The organism is Lactobacillus kimbladii, from assembly GCF_000970755.1.
Lineage (GTDB): Bacteria > Bacillota > Bacilli > Lactobacillales > Lactobacillaceae > Lactobacillus > Lactobacillus kimbladii.
This window is the reverse complement of the sequence record NZ_KQ034007.1, coordinates 639096-665092: the sequence shown is the minus strand read 5'-3', so window position 1 is coordinate 665092 and position 25997 is coordinate 639096. Positions and strand designations below refer to the sequence as shown.

Below are 25997 nucleotides of genomic sequence, written 5' to 3'. Positions count from 1 at the left end.
AATAAAATTGTTATCTTAAAATAAGGGAGTAGTTTCATGGGTGAAACACCAAACAATTCTAAAAAGATGATGTGGACAACGCTTGCTACTATGGCTTTTTCTATAGTATGGAGCTTCGGCAACGTTGTTAACGGATTTATATATTTTGACGGTACTAAGGTAATTTTCAGCTGGATTGTTATTTTCCTGCTTTTCTTTATTCCTTATGCATTAATGGTTGGTGAACTGGGGTCTGTTTTTAAAGACTCTGAAGGTGGTGTGGCTTCTTGGATTAACGCCACCATTGGACCAAAATGGGCCTATTATGCTGGTTGGACCTTTTGGGCGGTTCACGTAGTTTACATTTCCAGTAAAGGTACAGGTGGCTTAAGAGGCATGGCCTGGGGCATATTTGGAAATACTAATTGGTATGACAGCCTGCCAACTGCTTGGACACAACTAGCTACACTAGTAGTCTTTTTATTCTTTTGCTGGGTAGCCAGTCGAGGAATTCCAGTAATTAAAACTTTGTCGACAATTGCTGGTACTTCAATGTTCATCATGTCAATTTTATTTATTATCATGATGTTTGCGGCGCCAATGATTAATCCGCACGCTAATTTCAATACTGTAAACTGGAATTGGCAAAACTTTGTGCCAGATTTTAACATTAAGTATTTTACTTCTCTTTCTATTTTAGTATTTGCTGTCGGTGGCGCAGAGAAGATTTCGCCATATGTTAATAAATTAAAAAATCCTTCAAAGAATTTTCCAAAAGCGATGTTGGGCTTGGCCGGAATGGTGATGATTTCAGCTATTTTGGGCACAATTGCTTTAGCATTAATGTTTGATCCAAAGACCGTTAATGGCAATTTGAATGAATACATTTCAAACGGTCCTTACATTGCCTTTCAAAAATTGGGTGAATATTATGGCGTTGGTGGATTATTCCTCTACATCTATGCCTGGTGCAATGTTATCGGTCAATTTTCCGCACTGGTTATAAGTATTGATGCTCCTTTAAGAATGCTGCTAGGCGGCAAAGAAGCTAAAGATTTCATTCCTAAAAAGCTCTTAAAAGTCAACAAACATGGTGCCTACATTAACGGTATTTGGATGATTGTTATTCTTTCTGGTGGAATTATAGCACTTCAAGCCGTTATGCCTGATGCACAAGCAGTAATGGCGCAATTGGTTAAACTTAATTCAATTGTAATGCCAATGCGGTATCTATGGGTTTTCATTGCATATTTGGCCTTACGGAAACAACATGAAAAGTTCCACAAGGGTTTTGATAACTACCAAATGACCAAGCACCAATGGCTAGCATATATAGCTGGCCTTTGGGGACTAGCTGTTACGATTGCATGCTGTTTAATGGGGATGTATTCATCAGATCCGTTCACGCTATGCTTAAATATTGCTACACCGGTAGTACTACTGCTACTTGGATTGATTATGCCGACTATCAGACGCCACCAAGAAGAAAAAAATAATTAAATAAAATCGCCTTGCTTAAGGCGGTTTTTTCTTCACCAAAAATGCTAAACTATAATTAAATAATAAAGGAGATGAGAACTTTGCCTAATTTTCATGATGATGCTGAGGACTTGTTACGTAGCCACCACTTAAAAGCTACTAAGCCGCGCTTAAAAATATTAGAATACTTAATGGCACATCACAATCATCCTACTGCCGCCACAATTTTTACAGCAATTAGTGGAAACGAACCTACTTATCGTGCTACAGTTTATAATACTCTAAACAAATTGGTTGATGCCGGAATTGTAATTGAAATAAAAAATGGTGATGATTCTCTACACTACGATTATTTTGTCAAACCCCACTTTCATATTATCTGTAAAAAGTGTGGTAAGATAGCTGACGTTTATTATCCTAATTTTGACTCAATTGAAAGTCACATGAGAACAGAAGCAGAAAAACAAACTGGTTTTATAACCTCTTCTAGCCATGTTGAAATATATGGTTTATGTCCTGACTGTATAAAGAAAGAAAAAAGAGCTGAATGATACGACTCCTCAATTTAAGAAAAATTTGGGGGTCACATCAAAGTGGCTCTTTTTTTATTTATGATAAATAATTTATTGGTAACTTTCTTTAACTAAATTTATTTACCATTGCTTTTTGTTAACTGATCCAAGTCTGCTTCCACAAGTTGAAATTTGAGAATCAAAGTAGATCAATATATCCTTTTCGTTCTGCACTTAAAAGTAAGTTACTTTAATGAGGTGTCAAAAGAAAAATTAATTTATTCCATTAATGAATCTCTTTTAATCTTGGGCATTTTTGAATTTATAGCTATTGATTTCATTTTTTAACTTTGCAAGTTACCTAAGATAATATAAATCGCTAAATTTTTTATTTTTATTTTGCATGGCAAGTTGCGGTGTCTTCCAATAAATTTGATCAGTCGCTATTGAGGCACTGCTTGCAACAACTAAAACTGGTTGACCCATTTCTGAATGCAGGCCATAATATATGCCATCTCCTGCTCCCTGCATCCAAGCTCGAAAATTAATCCATCTGATGCCATGGATTTTCCTGCTCAATTCTCCTGTCATTTCCCAGTTTTCGGTTCTTATTTGATAGTCTTTAGACATTTCTCCATAAGTTTTATGCTCAAAAAATTTATCATCGATCCGATGCAATTCATATTTTTCACCATTTTCAATAGTATAATTTGGGCCAATTGTCGTAGTATTCATACGTTTATTAAAATAACTATACCAGTTACCTCGCATAACAAACGGCACGATGAAAGCTCCAGCATCACCCTGCATTTTTTGACTCATTAGCTTTGGACTGATCCTTAGATCAAAAATCTTAGTTTTATGGGCATATTCGCTAATTAAATAATCCCAGCCATTTTCTTTCAAGTATTGACGCATAGTTCTAAATGTTGCGTGACCCAACTCTTTCATGCCATTGTTCGTATATAAATAGACAAGATTATCTTGACCGACTTGTTTTAATGTATAAAGCACTTCATGATCCCCTATTTGGTAAACTACACCAAAGTTCGAAGGTACATGAGGAAAATATTCGCTATTTTTAACAGCAACACCAATTCCATTTTCTTTTTCGTCTGCTAATGTTTTTTGCCAGTCATCGCCATATTTTTTAGCAGCATATACCGCTATGACAGTAGCTGTTCTTTTAGGATTTATGTTGGAATCAAATGCTTTGCCTTTTCTCGGTGCAGATTTAGTCTTAGAATTAGATTCACTGGGTTTTAATTTTTCTATTTTGGGGGCTGAACCAGATTTTCTTTGTGTTTGTTGACTACAAGCCGATAACAATAAAAGTACTAAAGATAAAAAAGCTAAAAATTGCAATATTTTTGACTTTTTTAACTTACCTAACATTTTCAAGACTTCCATTTTTGAATTTTTGAACTCTTTCTTTAATTCCTTGATTTTAAAATATTATCATGAATTAGTCTGCATTATTTTAAGAAAGCAATAAGTAAAAATTCCTAGTGTCACAAGGCAACTAAATAATAATAATAAAAAACAAAGTTTTAAAATTTTAGATACCAAATTTGAAAAATTAATATTCATTTGTTCACGATTTACATTATTCCTAAATCTAACTACATCTCTTAATTACCTGGCCGAGTCTTATTTTTGAAACTAAATACTTTACTAAAAAGATAATTAGCAATAACGATTATTACGTTATCGACAATTTTTACCCAAAAAGCATTTGCATTCATGATAACTATACCATTTTTTAAAATCAAAAAATCTATTAATAAACTGAGAATTTTTCAGAATAAAAAAGAAAAAATTTCTCCAATCATTTGCTTTTTTGTACAAGAATGTGCATGAAACACATATAGTTTATTGGTAACATAGGCAAAAATGACTGACACCAGCCAAGCCATAAAGGTGGCCACCTGGTAGCCAGTCATATGTTTCCAAATATATAAATAGTTAAACAATAGCAAGTTAATTAAAGTAGTTAAGCCACCAAAAATCATGTATGCTATCACTTGCCAATATTTCACAATCAGAGTTTTTATTTCATTACTTATAAAATTATTTAAATCTACAACTTCTTCATCATCTGCTTTTGATTAACAAAGAAATGATTTTTTTCATCCCTTCACTTGAAACTTGATTCCAAGCTGTAATATTCTTTTCAATCGGTTCCTTAGCAGCACTGACTTTAGTAACACCGCCACTAAATGCCGTTATTTGGTGTTTGATTTAAGCCAATTGATACCAATGCCGCGCCAGCCACTGACATAATCTTTTTTAAGAAGCTATTCTTTTTTACGTTGTGTACTCCTTTTATGTCAATTTACTTTTGACCGGTAGGCTTATAAGTACCACCATGCCTGTTTGAATATTCTATAGTACTTTGATTTATTAAGATAAAATGGGTAACCGTAACACCATATCCAGCTCCTAAGCCACTATCTGGTTTAGCATTATGAAATGAAACAGCACCTGTAAGATTATCATCCTTTAATAGTGAGGCAGCGTGGTGATATTCTGTACCTTCCCTGATTGTTCCATCTTCTTCAGTGGTTCCTCCAAAGAGCATACCTACTATGGCGTCGTATACAAATTTCTTTGCTTGAGTCATGCTAATCTTTTCTGTAAATATGCTCGTAGAACCCTCTATTTGAAAATTCGTATTAAGATCTTCAATATAATTATCATTAATATTGAGTCCATTATTTTGCGCTGCTTGAACTATTCCATTTACGTAATGACCAGTAGGTTCGGTCTCTGTTACAAAACCAAATTTTTTATTCTTTAAATATATTGCTGCTATATCATTTGCCAATTTTTGATTATTTGGGTCTGTGTGTATTGGCTTTTCATTTAACTGAACTCTAACGGAATTCAACATTTTGACAAAGAAATCACTTAATTCTTTACTTTGCGAATTTGTGAGTGCATTCAAGTCCACAATTTTTTCATCATCAGCTTGCGATTCTGATTTAAACTTATTGGTTTTCATCCCAGTGCTCGAAGCATTATCTAGCGCTCTAATATCTTCAGTAGTTGCACCGCTAGCATCAGCTTTGTTAACCTTTTCCAATGTGTAATCAGAAGGAATAACTATAGTATTTTCAGCATAGTTTGATTCAGAACTATTTGAGCTGTTGTTGTCGCTACTGTTGGAGCCGGAATCATTTGAGCTGTTGTCACTACTGTTAGAGCCGGAATCATTTGAGCTGTTGTCACTACTGTTAGAGCCGGAACTATTTGAGTTGTTGTTGTCACTACTGTTGGAGCCGGAATCATTTGAGTTGTTGTCGCTACTGTTGGAGCCGGAACCATTTGAGTTGTTATTGTCGCTACTGCTGGAGCCCGAGTCGTTTGAGCTGTTGTTGTCACTGCTGTTGGAGCCGGAGCCATTGGAACTGTTATTGTCGCTGCTGTTGGAGCCAGAATCATTCGAGCTGTTATTATCGCTGCTGTTGGAGCCGGAATCATTTGAGCTGTTGTTGTCACTACTGTTAGAGCTGGAACTATTTGAGTTGTTATTGTCGCTACTGTTGGAATTAGTGTTATTTGAACTAGAACCAGTGCTACCCGAGCCATTACTACTGCCACCATTTGAGCTGGAACCATTTGAACCAGTATTGTTAGAACTGCTATCGTTTCCTGTTGGCACACTTATGCTGCCGCTAGAACTTGAATTTGATGCTGAACTATTTGCTGAATTCGACCCATTTGAATTGGAACCAGTAGTTGAGCCATTTGAACCATTGCTATTATTTTCTACTGGCTTAGTAGTTGTTGGTGTTGAAGTGTTGTCTGATGTATCATTGTTTGGTTTTACAACAGGTGCTTTTTTAGTCAAAGCACTTACTTTTATGTAGCCGTATTTTGTTGAATAGTACTTCTTGCCCTTAATGGTTACTACGCCACCATATACCTTGATCTTTTGACCTTTACGAACCTTACTGTTCTTAATTACTTTGCCACTTCTGGTATATAATACTGTCTTTTTGCCTGCTTCACGGGTCTTGCCATCAACGTTAGCAGCTTTGATATATTGATTCTTGCCTATCTTGTAGTAAGTTTTGCCTTTAACAGTTTTCTTAGCATAAACGTGTACTTTTTTTCCTACTTTAATGGTCTTCTTGGTTTTGACCATCTTTTTGCCCTTTTTCTGGTATACTGCAGAATTTGCACCAACGGTTTTGACTTTTTTGGTCTTCTTGGCAGCACTGACTTCAGTGACACCGCTATTAAATGCGTTATTTGGTGATTGATTTAAGCCAACTGATACCAAAGCTGCACCAGCCACTGACATAATCATTTTTTTGTAAAAACTATTCTTTTTCATGTTTAAACTCCTTCTAAATTAATCTACCTTACTAATACCTTTTATCACTAACTATTTTACCAGTTCCAATTGATTTAATCTTTTGACTTTCATTATCTTCATCATCACTATCAGAAGAACGGAATGAAGCACCTTTATATAGCAAAACTTGTTTTCTTTCAGTATCACCAACTTCAAAAGTAAAGGTAATTTTATAAACTACATTGCTAGACTTATTTGGTGCAGGACTGACAGAAATAACAGAACATGACATATCATAACTGTCAATGTCGTCATCTTCGTCATATCCCTTATCCATTTTGCGTAATTCTTGATAACTTTTGTTTTCCGCACCATTAAGAAAAGCATCTTCATCTGGATCCTTAAAATTGTCCTCTAATATTTCTTGGGCATCTTCTTTGGCAATTAAACCATCCCACTTAGGCTCAATGGTCTTATGACTATCATTTGCATCATCATATTGCACATCACCATAATTCAATTCCTGAGATTTAATAGTATTACTACCAACTTTAGCCTTAACATAAATTTTCAACTTATCAGTTACTGGATAGTCTTTAAACATAAGTTGACCTTTTTTGTTTAAAGTGCCAACATTTTTATCATTCAAGTAAAGAATTGCACCAGGAGTACTTTTAACCGTAAAATTTTCAGTCCTAATTCCCATATCAACTGTGCCACTGGACCACAAGTCATAATTTGAAGTTGTCGACAAATTCCTGTTTGAAATATTAGACTTGACTTTTATGTGGTACGTTCCTACGAACAAGTGTCTTAACTTAACACCATATTTATTATCTTGTTTTTCACTAGCAAAATTCCCGGGTTTAACCTGACCGATGTATTTACCATTGACAGTTATGGAAGAATTTGAATGATTAGTGGCTACAGTTGCATAAATCGTAGGCACTCTTAAAACATATCTCGGAAAAATCAGCATATGATGACCAGATTGAACAAGATGAATTCTATTGAATGATGCGTCTTCTTTTAAATAATTAATTAATTCGTTAGCAGCTTTATGATGTTCCGCAAAATAAGTCTGAGTTGGTTTTAAAGCCGCATCTGTTACCTGCATGGCAGAATCGTCCGCAACAACATCTTTAGCTAATCCAGTTTTTGTATCAATTAAATCTGATTTAATTCTATTAATTTGATTTTCTTTTGAATAATGGTTTGAGCCCCAAGCATAAAATATTGTAAAAACTGCTAAAAATGCTACACCCAGTGTGAGCAAAACTTTCGTTTTCTTTTTCATGGGTTGGGCATGATAAGCTTGACGTCCTTTAGATGAGCCCTGTTTCTTAACTGTTTGCTGATATGCTTGTCTTGACGGACTGGCATGTTCTTTTTTTGCTAATTTGAAACCGCAGTTGGGACAAAACTCAACGTTGCTCTCTAACTTTGTGCCACAATTGGGACAAAATCTTCTTCCACTCATTATTTCTTGCTCCTCTGTCCTTATCAGCTAAAGGCTGAAAACAATTGATTCATTAATGAATCATAGGCTGAACTATATATCAGAGAGAACAAAATTATTAGCGCAATAATGATAATAAAGAAAGAAATGATGTAGCCGTACATTTTGTCACGTACCGGCTTAAGATTTTCACCTAAAGTAGTCACCTGAAAACCCATAAAGAAGTTTGCAATTATTAGCAAAAACAATAAAGCTGACATTGAGCCATTATTTGACCCTAATAGCATAATAATAAAAGTTAAAACGGACAGGATCAAATTCAAATTACTACAATGAACACCAGAATTAACAAATTCAAGCAAATTTTTCCCGTGACCATAAATAAATCTATAAGCAGCATAATAGCCACCAATAACTATCACTTCAAAAAGGACTGAAAAAAATAATAATGCAATTGTAGAATTAAAGGCAATTCCAGAAACTGTATCTCCTAGACCAAAAGTACTTGCACCATACCTATTAGCAACAGCTTTCATTCCAAAATATATTCCTAAAACCAGCACAATATCTTCTGCGAGGATAGTCACCCAACCATACCAACTTTCCCCAGTAAGTTCTGAGAATGGGCGTTTCCATGATGCCACACACCATTGCCAATAGTTGTTGAACTTTTCTTTTCTTGCACTATTTGAAGTTTGATATTGATTATTAGTTTGTCCTTGATTTGAATAAGTTGGCTGAGAATTGTACTGTGGAGGTTGCGGCGTTATTCTAGGCTGTGCAAACTGGCTTTCAGTTTGACTAGTTTGCTCAGAAACAGACTGTCGATCATTCGGAGTTGTACTTTGTTTCATGTGCTCCGGCTCTTTTTTTTCCGGAGTAATTGGTGGGTTAACATTTGGCTTAAGTTCTGATTCATTTACTTGAGTATTATTGATGTTACGCAAATCAGTACCGCATTTAGTACAAAAGTTAACGTCAGCTTCCATTAAGGCACCACAATTGGGACATTTTTTCATTTATTTACTCCTTTAAAAGACAAGTATTCAAATCTAATATTTTAAACTTAATTATATCTATTATTATTATTTCTATTATATAGAAACATTAATTAAGATATATATTTCCTATCAAGATAACCAAATTTTATACTACATACAATTACTTTAGTTAATATGCAAAACTAATTGTAAAAGTGCTACAAATTATAATAGAACTGCTGTAACGGTTTTGGAACATCATATAAAAAATAATAATAATAAATATTATAGTGGCAGTTTACTTTTTATTTATTCACATACAAAAACGATTTAGACCAAATTTAGTGTTTTTGTTATTAGAAATACTTTTTAGCTTTTTGTTTTTATATAATATCATTATTTATAAATAATTAATAAATATGATTATAAAATTATAGATTAGCGATATTTAACTTTCTTTAAGATTTATAAATGCGTAATTTTATTAAAGGAATTTTTTATTCATAAGCAAAAAAATAAGAGCTTTTCAGCTCTTATTTCAAATTGTTTTGTCTACTTAATATTCGTACTTACGAGTAATTCAGCTCTTTGAGCTAGATTTACATACAGCTTATTATCGCTAATTGAGATGCCTTCGATTTCTCGACCAGTGTCAAATGAGTAGGTATCCTTTATTTTACCATTACGACCAATTTTAAAAATCAAATCATTAAAGGCTAAATAAAAGTTTTTATGCTTGGGATCATAAGTAAAACCCTGAACAGGGGCATTGTTATTAACAAAGTTGCCATCAGTTTTTCCTACTAGTTTAGGATACCAGTTATCGCCGGTGCGAGTAAATTCCCAGTATTCATAACAATTATTTTCAGTATCATGATAAACGGTGTACATATCATAATCAGAAATCATCACACCATTATGGAAATAGCGGTTAGTCTTCCCGTCATCAATCCACGTTTTGATTGTCCAAATTTTATTAATCTGCAAGTCACTTTTACGTATTTGAATCAATTCTTCAGAATCATTTGTGTCTTTTAAAGTATTGTCGTTGTTTAAAACATAAATGTATTTGTCGCTTGAACCCATAGCTTGGCCGTGGCCGATTGGAATATACGGACTAACTTTGATATGTTTAACGTAATTGTTAAACTTCTTTTGGGTCATATCAAGTAGGTGCTGTGCATTATATGGGCTAGTCAATTTATTCAAATCGTAACCTACAATATGACCAGACATCACATCTGTATGACTCAAAAGACTAGTATAGGCCCACCCATCAGAAACGTTCACTCCTTCTGGGATATGACCGACACGATTAATATTATCATCTGTTGGATCTGCAACACTTAATAAAACTGGTTGATAAAACTTAGTTTTCAGTGTCAAATCACCACTAGATAAGGTATGTTTACTATCTTCAGGACTATACTCTGTTGGACTAACATAGTTTAAGGATGAACCATAATGAGTTTTCCAAGCTTGATAATCATTTGTGCCCGGTTGAGCAGGGAAGGAATTAAAAGTATCAGCATTAACAACCCCTTCTTTAGTGCTCTTTCTAACCGTTACTTTAACTGTAGCAGTCGCATCCCCATATGTATATTTAACTTTATATGTTTTTGGCGTACCACAATTTATACTATCCTTTGACACAATTACTTGACTATTGTCAATTACAGTTCCCATACTATTAGTAACATATGAAATTGCATCTTTTGGTGAAAAGTTATAAAACTCATTGCGGACCAAAGTGACAGTTTTAGGCACAGCAATTTTGTTTCTATCAAAGTAATTTTCATTTACATAGCCTACTTCACGACCATTAACATAAATATGCCAATAACGATATTTTTTGGTTTCGATCAGTTGATCTGACTGAATATGACTATACTGAAAATTAATGCCATCAGCTACTTTAGTATTAACTTTGCCGTCTTTAACTTCTTTCCAAACCTTATAGTTTTTATTACCGGCAACTTTTGTCATCATAGCAAAACCGGTAACAACCTGTTTTGGCTTAGGCTTAGTATTATCCTGATTATCTGTACCATTTTGATCAGTTTGACCCGATTTATTGGCATCAGTATTATCAGAATTTGCATCAGTTGAGCTATTCGATGATTTATTACTATCATCTTGAACTGGCGGCTGAGTGCTACTGGAATCTGCCGCAACTGATGTAGTTGACAAACCGGTATAGATCAATAATCCGGCAACTAAAGTCAGCAAATAGGTTATTGTTTTCTTATAAAGCTTCAAAATATATCCTCCAATATTTAAGTTTACATCTAAATTATATAATAAAAACCTTATTAAAAAGAATACAATTTTAATACACTTTCATTGACAGCAAGTAATGTAAGTGATTTAATTAGCACTGTACTTGATAGAGTGCTAATTATATTTAGGAGGTAGAAAGATGCTTGTACCTACAGTTATTGAACAAACTGCACGCGGCGAACGCGCATATGACATATATTCACGTTTATTGAAAGACAGAATCATCATGTTAAGTGGTGAAATTAACGATGATATGGCAAATTCAATTATTGCACAATTACTATTTCTTGATGCTCAAGACAACACCAAGGATATTTCACTTTACATTAACTCACCAGGTGGTGTGATTACTTCTGGTTTAGCAATCATGGATACCATGAATTTTATTAAATCTGATGTTTCAACCATCGCTATTGGTATGGCAGCCTCTATGGCTTCCATTTTACTGACTAGTGGTGCAAAAGGTAAACGTTTTGCATTACCTAATTCGACTGTTTTGATCCATCAACCTTTAGGTGGTGCACAGGGTCAGCAAACTGATATTCAAATTGCAGCCAATGAGATTTTAAAGAGCCGTGAAAAGATTAACAGAATTTTACATGAAACTACTGGCCAACCTTTAGAAAAGATTCAAAAGGACACTGAGCGCGATAACTACATGACCGCACAGCAGGCTAAAGACTATGGCTTAATCGATGAGATTATGGTTAACCAAAAGAAATAAGCGTTAGCAAATAGCTTGTATTAAAAAAAGAAACCCATCCGCATGGATGAGTTTTTTTTATTTCTGGATGTTTTCAGCTATATCATGTATTTTTTTAAAACGATGATTGACTCCTGATTTTGATATCGGACCATCTGGCACCTGCTGTGCAATTTCCTTTAATGATAATTCCGGTTCCTCTAATCGCAGTCTAGCCAAACCTTGCAATTTTTCAGGAATATTTTCCAAGCCAATTTTGCGCTCAATTAGTTCAATGTCTTCAACCTGCTTGGCTGCAGCATTTGCAGTCTTTTTTAAATTGGCTGTATCACAATTAACAAGCCGATTGACAGAATTCCGCATATCACGCATGATACGCAGATCCTCGAAAGACAGCATTGCATTTAAAGCTCCAACGATATGTAAAAAATCGCCAATTTTTTCGGCTTCTTTCAGGTATACAATATAACCCCGTCGCCTTTGCGTACTTTTAGCATTTAAATTAAAGCGATCATTCATAATCTTGAGTAGGTCATCATTATGATCTTGATAAATAGAATAAATCTCTAAATGATATCGACTGGTATTAGGATTATTCACACTACCACTGGCTAAAAAAGCGCCCCTAAGGTATGACATTGCCCCTTCACGTGATTTAATAATCCTCTCTGGAATTCTAGTAATTAAATTTAACGTAGGCGATAAAATTTCTAAATTATTCAGTATTTCTTTAACATGATTTTGCAGTCGTACCAAATACTGGTTATTTTTCTTAAGCTTCATTTTGCGTGAAACTATTAGTTGTGGTTCCACTTTATACGCAATCTTTATTAGCGAAAATATCCGTCTGGCAATTGCAGGGTTTTCAGTAGTAATATCAAGGCTAAACTGATGCTCGTGAAAATTTAAAACGCCATTCATACGCAAAAAAGCAGCCAATTCTGCTTTAGCATGTTCAGGGTGAATTGGCAATGAAGTCAACTCTTTTTTCACATTACTTGCATAGCTAGCCATTATTCTTATTCCTTCCTGCGAGTCATTGCGGCATATGCCAAATTGATGATTTCCTTAGCTACTTTCCTGCCATCATGAAAAACTAAGCCACTATGTTGGTCAATAAAATCATCAGTGATCACGCGACACCCCTGCTCACGTAACCCCTTGAAATCGTTTTTAACGGGTTCAAGGTAGGCATCATAATCTTTAGGATTAAACTTGGACATGTCTATTTTGGCGCCGTTGACCAATGTCGTGTTAATATAATGTCCCCCGAGATGGGCATTGATTACTCTGACATGGTCACAATCTGAAAAGTGATCCGTTTCGCCTAGCTGAGTCATGATATTGCAAATATATATTACTTCTGCATTTGTTTTTTTGACTGCTTCTGCTAAATTAGGAATCATCAGATTAGGCAAAATTGAAGTAAACAAACTCCCAGGTCCTAAGACTACAGCATCAGCATTTTTAATTGCCTCTAAAACAGGTGGTACGGCTTCTGGTTCAGACTTGGAGTTTGTATTAGTAACCCACACCCGTTTAATTCTTTTATCCTTATCAGTAATTTCTTTTTCACCAGCTTGAATGGAACCATCAACAAACTCAGCGTTAAGCGTTAAGGGCTCATTAGAAGCTGGGAAAATATGTCCGTCCACTTTCATCATTTTAGATAAAGACTGGACAGCATCAAAAATGTTGCCGTGCATTTCATTCAAAGCGGCAATAATCAAATTACCAATGGCATGACCAGAGAAAAAGGAATCGGAAGAATCAAAACGGTATTGAAAAACATCTTTTTCTTCTTGGGATATTTCACTTAACGAAACCAAGACATTACGGATATCACCCGGGGGAACAACGTTAATAAAGTTGCGTATTGAACCAGAAGAACCCCCGTCATCTGATACCGTTACAATTGCTGTGATATCAGCATTTTGCTCTTTGAGTGCATTCAAAACAACAGGCAAACCAGTACCGCCACCAATAACCACAACCTGGGGTCTCCTGCTTTTACTGGTATGATTTGCTTTTTCATCAAATGTCATATAATCACCTATTTCTAGTGTAACGACTGATTTCGCGATGGGTTAGGTCAACCGTGTAATCTTCAGCCAAATCTTTGGCTAATTGGTTTGCAATTGCAACGCTACGGTGCTGTCCACCTGTACAACCAATGGCAATAGTCAACTTGCTTTTACCTTCTTTGATATAACCTGGTAAGGCATCTTTTAACAAGTCCAAAAATTTTTGATAAAAGCTGCGCGTTTCCTTTTTTTCCATCACATAATTGAAAACTCTCTTATCAAGGCCAGTAAAAGGGCGCAATTCCGGTATGTAAAATGGATTAGGCAAAAATCTGACATCCATCACAATATCAGCATCAATCGGTATACCATATTTAAAGCCAAAAGATAATACTTCAATTGCAAAAGGCTGTTTATGCTGTTTGCTAAACCTATTTGCCAGTTCTTGTTTCAATTCTTTAGGACTTAAATTAGAAGTATCAATTATGTCATTTGCTCGGCTCTTAATGCTGGTTAAAATTCGTCTTTCTTCCTGAATACCATCAAGTAAGCGACCATTATTGGCTAATGGCGGAACACGCCTTGTTTCTTTATAACGTGCTACTAAAGTATTATCTGCAGCATCTAGAAAAATAATTCTGGTTTGGACAGTACCATTGTCTTCCAGCGAATTAATTTCATTATCAAGATCTTTATAAAATCGTCTAACACGTAAATCAATTACAACTGCTACTTTAGTAAAATCATCCGAATTAACAATTAAGTCCCAAAAACTAGATAAAAGCGATGGAGGTAAATTATCAACCACAAAATAGCCCATATCTTCTAAAGCATGAGAAGCCACGGTTTTCCCTGCACCACTCATGCCTGTAACAATCAGTAGCTGCTTTTTATGCTTAGCCATTTTCGCTGACCTCCTATTACTAAAATTATAACATACCAGGTGTTTCATTACTTTTTTGGCAAAAAAAAAGTTCAAATGAACTTTTTAAATCTATCTGTTGACAAATGCTGCAATTATCTGATTAATACCAAAGATTAGCAACCAGAAGGAAACTAGCCAAATCAATGTTAAAGCTGACAACGCAGGATTAAACATCAAACTAATTGCTATCAGTAGCCCTAAGATATTTAATATTAAATTGAGCCAAAAGAAAAAGGTAGAAATCTTTCTCATATTCCATGAAAAAATGATCCCGGAAATTGAATCAAATAAGAACCAAAAGGCAAACAAATAAGCAATTGTTAAGCCAGCAGCATCGTAGGAATAGAGAAATAAGATTCCGACGATAATATCAAGCACCCCTGAAACAATCGACAACCAACTGGAAGGGATAAAATACCGAAAACGACTGTAGAATACCAGCCACACGAATCCCTGAACAATAGACACAATAGCAAAAAGCAATACAAAGGCATGAAGTGCCTTGCCAGGGTGACGCAATAAGAACAGCCCGGCAATTACCATTAAAATACCAGAGATAAATGCTGCCCAATTAAACCCGCGATTTTCTCTGTAACTAGAAAAATTATCCATTTCTATTCCTCCTTGCGCTTTATTGTACACTTTATCGCAATAAATTAATACTATTTACTTGGCTTTTTACTATCCTTTTCCGTTAATGCCGTGTCACGCTTAAGCACAGGTTTTAAGTATTGACCAGTATAGCTTTCCTCAACTTGTGCAACCTGTTCCGGAGTTCCAGTTGCAACTATTTTGCCACCACCTTCTCCTCCTTCAGGACCTAGGTCAATTAACCAATCAGCATTTTTAATCACATCAAGATTATGTTCAATTATCAAAACGGTATTTCCTTGATCAACCAATCTTTGCAAGACTTCCAGTAACCGCTTGATGTCATCAGTATGAAGTCCAGTTGTTGGTTCATCGAGAATATAGAAATTCTTTCCCGTTGACAACTTTTGCAGTTCAGCAGCAAGCTTCATTCTTTGAGCTTCCCCACCAGAAAGAGTAGTCGCAGACTGACCTAATTTGACATAGCCTAGGCCGACATCTACAATCGTTTGCAATTTTCGGGCAATTTTGGGAATATTCTTAAAAAAGTTGCATGCTTCGCTAATTGTCATATCCAAGACTTGTGCGATATTTTTCTTGCGGTAGGTAACCTCTAAAGTTTCAGAATTATAACGACTGCCATGACATACTTCACAAGGAACATAAACGTCCGGTAAAAAGTTCATTTCTATTTTAATAATGCCATCGCCGTGGCAAGCTTCACAACGGCCGCCTTTAACATTAAAAGAAAAGCGCGCCTTAGTGTAACCACGAAGTTTGGCTTCATTTGTTTGGGCAAATAAAGCTCTAATATCATCAAAAACACTGGTATAGGTAGCAGGATTACTGCGAGGAGTGCGGCCGATCGGACTCTGGTCAATATCAATGATCTTTTCAATGTTTTGGTAGCCACTGATGCTCTTGTATTTGCCAGGCTTTGTTTGGTTACGATTTAGTTTTTGCGCTAGAGCCCGTTTTAAAATCATATTAACTAATGTTGATTTGCCAGATCCGGAAACTCCAGTAACCACAATTAATTTGCCTAAAGGAAATTCAACCTTTAAATTTTTGAGATTATTTTCAGCTGCACCGGTAATTGTAATTTTTTTACCATTGCCTTTGCGTCTTTTTAACGGAACTGGAACAAACTTTTTACCTGCCATATATTGTCCAGTCAAAGACTGGTCATTCTCTTCAACCTCTTCTGGCGTACCAGCAGCCATGACTTCACCGCCGTAAGTCCCAGCACCCGGACCCATATCGATCAGGTAATCGGCTTGTCTCATAGTCTCGTCATCATGTTCAACTACAATTAAGGAATTACCTAAATCACGCATGCGCTTCAAAGCAGCTATCAGCCGGTCATTATCACGCTGATGTAAACCGATTGAAGGCTCATCTAAAACATACATAACACCTGAAAGATTAGAACCAATTTGAGTCGCAAGTCGGATTCTCTGAGCTTCCCCACCAGATAAAGTATTAGCAGAACGTGACAAGGTCAAATAATCTAGGCCCACACTATTTAAGAAAGTGAGCCTGTCACGCACCTCCTTTAGTATTGGCTTAGCAATGACAGATTCCTGCTCGTCAAGTTTGATATTATTGAAAAATTCAAGGGCATGACTGATTGCCAAATCCGATGCCTCAGCGATATCCTTGCCATTAACTTTAACCGCTAATGCTTTACGATTTAATCTTTTGCCATGACAAGTTGAGCAAGTAAGTTCTGTCATATATTTGCCCATAACATCACGCATAAATTTGGACATCGGATGATAATAGCGCCTTTCGACGTTTTCCATAGCACCCTCAAAAGGTGCTGTAGTATCATTGACCCCAAAATCACCAGTAACATGAAATTTAATTTTTTTAGTTGAGCCGTGTAAAATTGTTTCTTTTTGCTTCTTAGTCAGCTTAGAAAATGGTTTATCAAACGGAATTTTCAGTGCCGCACATGCCTGTTCAAGCATCTCCCCGTAATACTTGGAATTTTTCCAAGGTGCAATTGCACCTTCAGCCAAGGTTTTGCTTTTATCTGGAACAACTAAATCTTCATCTACTGATAGCTTAACGCCTAAGCCATCACAGTCTGGACAAGCACCAAACGGTGCATTGAAAGAAAACAGCCGCGGTTCCATCTCACCTACAGTAAAGCCACATTTAGGACAGGCATAATACTCTGAAAAGTTGATCATATCACCACCGATAATATCAACATTCATATAGCCATCTGATAAGCGCAAGGCAGCTTCTACTGAATCAAAAAGGCGTGAACGTATGCCTTCCTTAACAATTAGCCGGTCAACCACGATATCAATTGAATGGCGTTTATTTTTTTCTAAATCAAATTTTTCACCAATTTCATGCATTTCGCCATCAACGATAACACGCACATAGCCTGCTCTTTGTACCCGTTTAAAGACTTCTTTATGTGCTCCCCTTTTAGCTCTAATTACCGGTGCCAAAATTTGAATACGACTGCGTTCAGGCAATGCCAAAATACGGTTGACCATCTGTTCAACTGACTGCCGCTCAATTAAGGTGCCATCATTTGGACAAACTGGATGTCCAACTCGTGCCCATAATAATCTGAGATAATCATTGATTTCAGTAACTGTGCCCACAGTTGATCTGGGATTATGCGACGTCGTTTTTTGATCAATTGAAATCGCAGGGTTAAGACCATCAATCGAATCAACATCAGGTTTATCCATTTGGCCTAAAAATTGTCGGGCATAACTTGAGAGTGATTGAACATATCTTCTACGGCCCTCAGCATAAAGCGTATCAAAAGCTAAAGAGCTTTTGCCAGAACCAGACAAGCCTGTAATAACAACTAATTTATCTTTAGGGATAGACAAGTTAATGTCTTTTAAATTGTGTTCACGCGCACCCCGAATAACAATTTTATCATTTACCATTTAATGCTTTTCCTTTTTTCTTAATTGGGCTTCTAGTTGAGCTCTCCAATTCCATGATGGCATCACGTAAAGTTGCAGCACCTTCAAAGTCAAGTTTCTTAGCAGCATCCTGCATTTGCTTGCGCAAATCTTTGATCATGGTTCTCTTTTGTTTAACGGTTAGTTCATCAAAATTCAGATCGGCAAAACTGTCAGTTTGCGTGTCTTCATCAGCAACTTTGGTGGCAGAAATAACATCTCTGATTGGTTTAACAATCGTTTTCGGTTTCATGTTATGTTCTTTATTAAACTTGATTTGCAATTGACGCCTTCTCTGAGTTGCTTCAATGGCTTGCCGCATTGAATCCGTAATCGTATCAGCATACATAATTACCGCACCATCAGCATTCCTAGAAGCACGTCCCATTGTCTGAACAAGAGGTCTATATGCACGCAAAAAGCCTTCTTTATCAGCGTCAAGTATGGCAACCAGTGAAACTTCTGGTACATCAATTCCTTCACGCAATAAGTTGATCCCAATCAAAACGTCATACTTGCCAGTCCGCAAATCACGCAAAATCTGCATCCGTTCCAATGTTTTAACATCTGAATGCAGATATTGTACTTTGATACCCAGATCTTTCAAATAATCTGTCAGATCCTCTGCCATTTTCTTCGTTAATGTAGTAACAAAAACACGTTCATTCTTTTCAATGCGTTTGTTAATTTCGGCGACCAAATCATCAATTTGTCCTTCAACTGGTTTAACTTCAATCTTGGGGTCAAGCAAACCTGTTGGTCTAATGATTTGCTCAACTTTGTGATCTGTGCGTTCCAGTTCATAATCTCCCGGAGTCGCTGACACATAAAGAATTTGATTTACATGTTTTTCAAATTCAGCCAGTTTCAAGGGTCTGTTGTCAAGCGCTGAAGGTAAACGAAAGCCATAATCAATCAAAGTCTTTTTACGATTACGGTCACCATTATACATTGCTCTAATTTCAGGCATAGTAGCATGAGACTCATCAATTAAAATCAAAAAATCATCTGGGAAAAAGTCAAGTAAAGTATAAGGCGGCTCGCCCTCTTTACGGCCTTCCATATGACGAGAATAGTTTTCAATACCGTTGGTATAACCAACCTCACCCATCATTTCCATGTCAAAGGTAGTGCGCTGCTTAATCCGTTCTGCTTCCAGCAACTTGCCTTCGCCCTCAAACTTTTTCACCTGAACATTCATTTCTTGTGAAATTGCTTTAAGAGCCCTTCTCATCTGTTCTTCATTGGTCATAAAGTGAGTAGCCGGAAATAGTGAAATACTCTCTCTTTCACCAATCACCTCACCAGTTAAAGAGTCTACTTCCACAATTCTGTCAATCTCATCACCAAAAAATTCAATCCGATAAGCATGATTGGAATTTCCAGCAGGGAAAACTTCTACCACATCCCCACGAACGCGAAAACGGCCACGTTGAAAGTCAATATCATTGCGGTCATATTGGATATTGACCAAATCACGCAGCAAAGTATTTCTGTGATATTCTTCACCCTCATGAACCGTAATCACACTCGCAGCATATTCTTTAGGATCACCTAAGCCGTAGATACATGAAACTGAAGCAACGACAATCACATCGTTACGTTCCATTAAGTCACTGGTAGCCTGGTGACGCAACTGGTCAATTTCATCATTAATCGCCGAGTCCTTTTCAATATAAGTATCAGACTGAGGCACATAAGCTTCAGGTTGGTAATAATCATAGTATGACACGAAATAGTCAACGGCATTGTGGGGGAAAAACTCTTTAAATTCCCCGTAAAGCTGGCCAACTAAAGTCTTATTATGAGAAATGACTAAAGTAGGTTTATTTAACTTCGCAATAATATTGGCCATCGTGAAAGTTTTACCTGTACCAGTTGCACCTTCCAAAATCTGTTCTTTATAACCCTTTTTAAAGCCAGCAGCCAACTTATCGATCGCTTGTTGCTGATCGCCTGCTGGATTAAATTTAGAAACCAGATCAAATTTACGTTCTTCTTGTCGTTTAATCATCGAAAGACCCCTCGTAGAAAAAGCTGGACAAAGCAGCCTAACTCTTATTTTGACTTATTATATTTTACACTCTCGAACGTATTTTCGCATCCTTTTTGTTTTATTTTAACAGTTTTGCCAATGCTTTTTGATAACTTTCGGCAGCTTCATGTGCAGTTGCAATATCTGGTTTATTTACTCCAACATAAGCCTTAATAACAGGTTCCGTGCCTGATGGCCTCAATGCAAGCCAAGTTTCATCAGCTAAAAAGTATTTCAATACATTTGATTTAGGTAAATCTCTCATCGGCTTAGCGCCATCTTCATTGAACTCCTGCTGCTTTAGGAAGTCTTGAATTTTAATGACCTGCACTCCATTTATTTTTGATAAATTTTCAGAACGCAATTTTGCCATTAATTCAGCCATTTTCTTTTGTCCACCAATTCCAGGCATTTCTATAGCTTTGGTAATTTCATAGGAGGTGCCATATTTTTCCCAGATTTCACTTAAACCATCTAAGACTGTCATATTCCTTGAGGCATAATAAGAGGCTACTTCAGCAAACATTAAGGCCCCTTGCATAGCATCCTTATCTCGAGCAAATGACTTAAAAAGGTAACCATAACTTTCTTCAAAACCCATTAAAAATTTGCCGTCATGCATTTTATTCATACGGTCAATTTCTTCGCCAATAAATTTAAACCCCGTCAAAACTGATTTTGTTTTAATACCAAAATCCTCTGCAATTTTAAGTGGCATACTACTCGAAACTATTGAAGTAATTAATTCAAAATCACTGGTGAGTTGACCATTATTTTTCAAATTAACTAATAAATAATAAATCATCAAGGTAGCAATTTGATTACCTGTTAAGACTTGAAAGTCACCATTTTTTGTTCGCACACAAGCACCCATACGATCTGCATCAGGGTCAGTTGCAATGATTAAATCGGCATTTTTTTCATTTGCCAGCTTAATCCCTGGATCAAAGACATCACGATATTCTGGATTTGGCTTTTTAGTAGTGGGAAATTCCGGGTCAAGTATTGCCTGACTTGGGACGGGTACTACATTGGTAAAACCATTTTGCCTAAAAGCCCGTTCATAAAGTATTTTACCTGTACCATGCAAAGGAGTGTATATAATTTTTAATTTGTCGGCAGTTTGCTCTATAAGTTCAGTATTAACATTTACCGTTTTCAGTTCTGCTAAATATAGCTCGTCAATATCTTCTCCAATTAACTGCAAAATTCCCTGAGCACGAAGTTGAGCTACCGATGCAGTATTAACTGTAAATATATTAGTTACCTTTTGGGAGTATTCAAAAACCCGTTCTGCATCTTCAGGACCCATTTGAGCACCATCAGCACCATAAACTTTATACCCATTATACTGTTTGGCATTATGAGAAGCAGTGATATTAATTCCTGCATAAGAATGCAAGTATCTTACTGCAAATGAAAGTTCAGGAGTTGGTCTTAAATCATCAAAGAGATAAACATGAATATTATGAGCTCCAAGGACTTGTGCTGCATGCTCCGCAAACTCACGAGAATGGTAGCGGGAATCAAAAGAAATTACCACACCCCTTTTTTGAACTTTTGCACCTTTTTCATCGATCAGTCGGGCCAATCCTTCTGTCACTCGACCCACAGTATATAAATTAATACGATTGGTCCCAGGCTCAAGTCTGCCACGCATTCCAGCAGTACCGAAGTTAATATCCTGGCCAAATGCATCCTCAATCCATTTGGGATCCTGACTTAGCTTTGCTAACTGTTCTTGCAAGTAATTTGGCATGTTGTGTGCATTTTGCCATTCTCTAAATTTTTCTTCTGCATTCATTTCGCTAAAGTACCCCTTTTTTCTAGCAATAAATTCGGTTTCATAGATTCTATTCTAGCATTTATCATTATTGCTAGCCGTAAAAACAAAAAAAGAATTCAATTTAAATGAATTCTTTTTTTAATCTTTATATTTGACGATCATTTAAGTCTTGGAGATAATTATAAGCTTCTTGACCAGCAATGCTGCCATCACCAACCGCATTAGCAATCTGACGCAAGTCTTTAGCACGCACATCACCTAAGGCAAAGATGCCATCAACTTTAGTTCTCATATGTTCATCAGTTGGGATCCAGCCCTTTTCATCAGTTATGCCTAAGTCTTTAAATGGTGCTGTTTGAGGAATAACCCCAACATAGATAAAGACACCGCGAGTTTGCAAATGTTTTTCTTCTCCTGTTTCTTTATCTTTGTATGTCACTCCCGTAACCTTTTTGCCATCACCATCAATAGATTCGGTCAAGCCATTCCAAATGAAATGCATTTTGGAATTGGCGAAAGCGCGTTTTTGTAAAGTCGGCTGCGCCCGTAACTGATCGCGACGATGGATAACCGTAACTGATTTAGCACTTTGTGCTAAATAGATTCCTTCTTCAATAGCCGAATCACCACCACCAATAACAGCAATGTCTTCGTCCTTAAAAAAGGCTGCATCACAAACTGCACAATAAGAAACACCTTTACCGGAGTACTCATCTTCACCAGGGACTCCTAAATGACGATGATCAGCCCCAGTAGCAATAATCAATGCAGGAGCACTATATTCACCTGTATCTGTTTTTACGATTTTCTGGTCTCCGTCTATGGTTACTGTTTGAACGTCGCCATATTCAAATTTTGTACCAAATTTCATGATTGAATTATACATTTTTTCACCTAGTTCAGGTCCCTTTATTTCACTGAAACCAGGATAATTATCAATCGCATCAGTGTTATTCATTTGCCCGCCATACAAACCACGATCAAGCATTAGAACTGACAAATTTGCCCGAGAAGCATAAAGAGCGGCAGTTAATCCGCCTGGTCCTGCTCCTATAATGATCACATCATATTTTTCCGTCATAGTTTTACCCCCAGTACTTTCTTATTTTTCGTAAGTAATGTTACAACAAATCAATTACTAAAGTCTAATTTCTTGTTTAGGACTCCTGCCCATCATCCTGGTAATTTCATCATCAACATTGGAATTTTGGTATAAAACTCGGTAAATTGCTTCACTGATTGGCATATCGATCTGCTTTTCTTGACATAATTCATGAACAGCTTTTACTGTTGTAGCGCCCTCTACAACTTGACCCATGTTCTGCAATATGTAGTCAAGACTCTTTCCTTCACCTAATTGTTTACCACAACGCCAATTACGGGAATTAACTGACGTACAGGTAACAATTAAATCACCTATTCCGGAAAGTCCGCTAAAAGTCATTGGGTCAGCACCAAAATAATTGACTCCTAAACGCGTAATTTCAGCTAAACCACGCGTCATTAAAGCCGCTTTAGCATCATCACCATAGTGTTTTCCTACTAAAATTCCCGCTGCAATGGCAATAACATTCTTAACTGCCCCAGCCACTTCAACACCAATCAAGTCACTGTTTGTATAAAGGCGGAAATAATCATTTGAAAATAACTGCTGAACTTTTTGCGCATTTTTCCTGCTTGTTGAAGCACATGAAATTGCAGTTAAATCTTTTTGAGCTACACTTTCTGCATGACTCGGTCCTGAAATTGCTACAATTTTGTCTTCATCATCGGGATAAATTTCTTCTGTCAAAATTTCGGAAATCAATTTTTTGGATCCCGGCTCAATACCCTTAGTAGCAGTGACTAAAAGTGGTTTGGCATTGATCTGCTTTAACACTTTGCTTACATTTTGGGCAACACTGCGAATAGCTTGAGTGGGCAGGACAAATAAAACAATTTCTGCAGCCTTTAATGCTTGTTTTAAATCACCTGTTGCAGTAACTGTCTCATTTACCTGCCAATTCTTCATGTAATGTTCATTAGTATGATGCTGATTAACTTCGCCATTAACTTTTTCGTTATTGCCGTACAATACGATTTCATAACCTTTGTCAGCAAGCATAGATCCCAAAACAGTACCCCATGAACCTGCTCCTAAAACTGCAATTTTTGTCATCTTTAACTCTCTTTCACTTAAAACAATTATTTAATCCCGACTATAAGGATACTTCAAGCCGCTACCGTCCAGATACCATTTCGGTTTAACCACGCGCCTGCGATAGATAAACAAACAAATAACTACAATTAGCAATATTACACTAAGCATTTGTGAAACTCGAATTGAACCCATTAAATAAAGACTATCAGTCCGCATCCCTTCCACAAAAAAACGCACCACAGAGTACCATGCCAAATAAAGCATAAATATTTCACCCTGTTTGAATAAATGCTTTTTATGCCGCAAAAACAATATTATTAACAAACCAATCAAATTAAAAAAAGATTCATACAAAAAAGTCGGTTGGTAGTAGATTCCACCAATTTTCATTTGGCTGATGATAAAATTAGGCAAATGTAAGCTTTGTAAAAATGCTAAGGTTGTTGGTTCACCATGGGCTTCCTGGTTAATAAAATTCCCCCAGCGTCCTAATATCTGGGCTGCCATTACACCCGGGGTAATAACATCCAACATCAAAAATGGCGGCAGCATTCTTTTATAACAAAATACCAAAAGAACTGCCAAGCCTGCTAGCAAGCCGCCATAGATAGCGATGCCACCATTCCAAATAGCAATTATTTGATCGAGATGCTGGGAATAATAATTCCACTCAAAGATAACATAATAAATTCGTGCGCCAACATATCCAATCGGAACAGCCCATAACAGCAAATCCATGAAGTCATCACTTTCAATTTGCCGTTTGCGTCCCTCAACAATTGCCATTGATACGGCTAAAATAATTGCCACTGCCATGATGACGCCATACCATTTGACACTTAGGTTTCCTAATTTAAATGCTACTGGACTAATGGTCAATGTCATTTATTCTTATCCTTTGCTGAATCTTCTTTAGAATTTTGCTTAATTAACTTCGTTAGGTTATTATCAAAAGTTCTTGTAGCGTTATAACCACTTCTCTTGGCACGGAAATTCATTGTAGCGATTTCGATAATGTCTTCCATGTTGCGACCTACTTTAACTGGGATAGTAATTTGCGGCACTTCAACATTACAAATATCACGTTTGCTTTCTTCAAAACCTAAACGATCGTAATTTGCCTTATTATCCCAATTAACAAGTTTGATTACTAGTTGAATACTTTCACGGTTTTTAACGGCACCAACACCGAACAGATCCATAACATCAATGATACCAATACCACGAATTTCCATTAGGTGTTTTAATATTTCCGGAGCTTCACCCATCACGGTTTCCACATCTTTTTGATAAACATCAACTCGATCATCAGCAATTAAACGGTGACCACGGTGAATCAAGCCTAAAGCAGTTTCAGATTTACCAACACCTGAATCACCAGTCAGTAACACGCCCATACCTTTAACTTCAACTAAGACGCCGTGAATCGTATCACGGACAGCTAGTCGCTCTCTTAAATATTCCGTTAAAATACTAGAAACATAAGTGGTTGATTCAGGTGAAGAAAGGATTGGAATTTGTGCATCATCAGCAGCTTTAACTAATTCAGGGGGTACACGCAGAGAACGTGACACAAAAAAGCACGGCGTATCAGGTGTGCAAAGCTTAGTAAAAACATCGACCAAGCTATCGTGATCTAACCTGGCAGCATAAGAAATTTCTGTTCTACCCAATAACTGAATACGCTGGCGGGGGTAAAAGTCAAAGTAGCCTGTTAACTCCAGTCCTGGTCTGTAAATATCGGATACTATAATTTCTTTATCGTTAATATATTGTTTTCCGTGCACAACATGGACAATTTTATTATCACGAATTAAATTTTTTAATTTGACCGCATTTGTCATTTTAAAATGCCCCTT

Annotated in this window: 20 protein-coding genes; 3 read left to right on the top strand and 17 right to left on the bottom strand. The window is 36.5% G+C overall.

The window, feature by feature from the left end; genetic code table 11:
- The first annotated feature begins 36 nt into the window (after positions 1-36).
- Both JF75_RS03685 and JF75_RS03680 read left to right on the top strand, forming a co-directional pair.
- Positions 37-1479 carry an APC family permease gene (locus JF75_RS03685; protein ID WP_046331886.1) on the top strand — a complete coding sequence of 481 codons (1443 nt, stop codon included), beginning with the start codon at positions 37-39 and terminating at the stop codon, positions 1477-1479.
- 80 nt (positions 1480-1559) lie between these two features.
- On the top strand, positions 1560-2009 hold the full coding sequence (locus JF75_RS03680; protein ID WP_245190707.1) for a Fur family transcriptional regulator: 450 nt from the start codon (positions 1560-1562) through the stop codon (positions 2007-2009).
- 318 nt (positions 2010-2327) lie between these two features.
- Here the strand turns inward: JF75_RS03680 and JF75_RS03675 are convergent, their stop codons facing one another.
- From JF75_RS03675 to JF75_RS03650, 6 genes are all read right to left on the bottom strand, one after another.
- Positions 2328-3365: a hypothetical protein gene (locus JF75_RS03675; protein ID WP_046331884.1), complete on the bottom strand. Its 1038-nt coding sequence runs from the start codon at positions 3363-3365 to the stop codon at positions 2328-2330.
- Positions 3366-3769: 404 nt separating this feature from the next.
- Entirely contained in the window at positions 3770-3982 is a 213-nt protein-coding gene (locus JF75_RS10775; RefSeq protein ID WP_052726867.1) for a GtrA family protein, read from the bottom strand.
- Positions 3983-4305: 323 nt separating this feature from the next.
- Positions 4306-6312 (bottom strand): SEC10/PgrA surface exclusion domain-containing protein, encoded by a 2007-nt coding sequence (locus tag JF75_RS10125; protein WP_052726866.1) that lies wholly within the window; start codon positions 6310-6312, stop codon positions 4306-4308.
- Between the two features lie 31 nt (positions 6313-6343).
- Positions 6344-7753 carry a zinc ribbon domain-containing protein gene (locus JF75_RS03660; protein ID WP_046331883.1) on the bottom strand — a complete coding sequence of 470 codons (1410 nt, stop codon included), beginning with the start codon at positions 7751-7753 and terminating at the stop codon, positions 6344-6346.
- A gap of 23 nt (positions 7754-7776) precedes the next feature.
- Complete coding sequence (locus tag JF75_RS03655) at positions 7777-8751, bottom strand: zinc ribbon domain-containing protein (RefSeq protein WP_046331882.1); 975 nt, start codon at positions 8749-8751, stop codon at positions 7777-7779.
- Positions 8752-9264: 513 nt separating this feature from the next.
- Positions 9265-10971 (bottom strand): SH3-like domain-containing protein, encoded by a 1707-nt coding sequence (locus JF75_RS03650; protein ID WP_245190706.1) that lies wholly within the window; start codon positions 10969-10971, stop codon positions 9265-9267.
- 160 nt (positions 10972-11131) lie between these two features.
- On the opposite strand from JF75_RS03650, the gene clpP reads away from it, so the two are divergent.
- The gene (gene clpP / locus JF75_RS03645; protein WP_034977497.1) at positions 11132-11716 is read left to right on the top strand and encodes an ATP-dependent Clp endopeptidase proteolytic subunit ClpP; all 585 of its coding nucleotides are present in this window, start codon (positions 11132-11134) and stop codon (positions 11714-11716) included.
- A 57-nt stretch (positions 11717-11773) separates the two neighbouring features.
- Here clpP and whiA read toward each other — a convergent pair whose 3' ends face one another.
- The 11 genes from whiA to hprK all read right to left on the bottom strand — a co-directional run bounded on the left by whiA (position 11774) and on the right by hprK (position 25982).
- A complete protein-coding gene (whiA, locus tag JF75_RS03640; protein WP_046331880.1) occupies positions 11774-12709 on the bottom strand; it encodes a DNA-binding protein WhiA in 936 nt (311 codons plus the stop codon).
- Between the two features lie 5 nt (positions 12710-12714).
- The gene (locus JF75_RS03635; RefSeq protein WP_046331879.1) at positions 12715-13740 is read right to left on the bottom strand and encodes a gluconeogenesis factor YvcK family protein; all 1026 of its coding nucleotides are present in this window, start codon (positions 13738-13740) and stop codon (positions 12715-12717) included.
- Between the two features lie 4 nt (positions 13741-13744).
- On the bottom strand, positions 13745-14623 hold the full coding sequence (rapZ, locus tag JF75_RS03630) for an RNase adapter RapZ (protein ID WP_046331878.1): 879 nt from the start codon (positions 14621-14623) through the stop codon (positions 13745-13747).
- Positions 14624-14713: 90 nt separating this feature from the next.
- Positions 14714-15256 carry an HdeD family acid-resistance protein gene (locus tag JF75_RS03625; RefSeq protein ID WP_046331877.1) on the bottom strand — a complete coding sequence of 181 codons (543 nt, stop codon included), beginning with the start codon at positions 15254-15256 and terminating at the stop codon, positions 14714-14716.
- Between the two features lie 50 nt (positions 15257-15306).
- Positions 15307-18159, bottom strand: a complete 2853-nt coding sequence (gene uvrA, locus JF75_RS03620; protein WP_046331876.1) for an excinuclease ABC subunit UvrA — start codon at positions 18157-18159, stop codon at positions 15307-15309.
- Positions 18149-20191 (bottom strand): excinuclease ABC subunit UvrB, encoded by a 2043-nt coding sequence (gene uvrB / locus JF75_RS03615; RefSeq protein WP_046331875.1) that lies wholly within the window; start codon positions 20189-20191, stop codon positions 18149-18151. Before uvrB ends, uvrA begins: the two co-directional genes overlap by 11 nt.
- Positions 20192-20291: 100 nt before the next feature.
- Positions 20292-22016, bottom strand: a complete 1725-nt coding sequence (locus JF75_RS03610; RefSeq protein ID WP_046331874.1) for a phospho-sugar mutase — start codon at positions 22014-22016, stop codon at positions 20292-20294.
- 127 nt (positions 22017-22143) lie between these two features.
- Positions 22144-23079: a thioredoxin-disulfide reductase gene (trxB, locus tag JF75_RS03605; protein WP_046331873.1), complete on the bottom strand. Its 936-nt coding sequence runs from the start codon at positions 23077-23079 to the stop codon at positions 22144-22146.
- Positions 23080-23136: 57 nt separating this feature from the next.
- A complete protein-coding gene (locus JF75_RS03600) occupies positions 23137-24156 on the bottom strand; it encodes an NAD(P)H-dependent glycerol-3-phosphate dehydrogenase (RefSeq protein ID WP_046331872.1) in 1020 nt (339 codons plus the stop codon).
- 30 nt (positions 24157-24186) lie between these two features.
- A complete protein-coding gene (gene lgt / locus JF75_RS03595) occupies positions 24187-25023 on the bottom strand; it encodes a prolipoprotein diacylglyceryl transferase (protein WP_045927796.1) in 837 nt (278 codons plus the stop codon).
- A complete protein-coding gene (gene hprK / locus JF75_RS03590) occupies positions 25020-25982 on the bottom strand; it encodes an HPr(Ser) kinase/phosphatase (RefSeq protein ID WP_046331871.1) in 963 nt (320 codons plus the stop codon). Before hprK ends, lgt begins: the two co-directional genes overlap by 4 nt.
- Positions 25983-25997 lie beyond the last annotated feature (15 nt).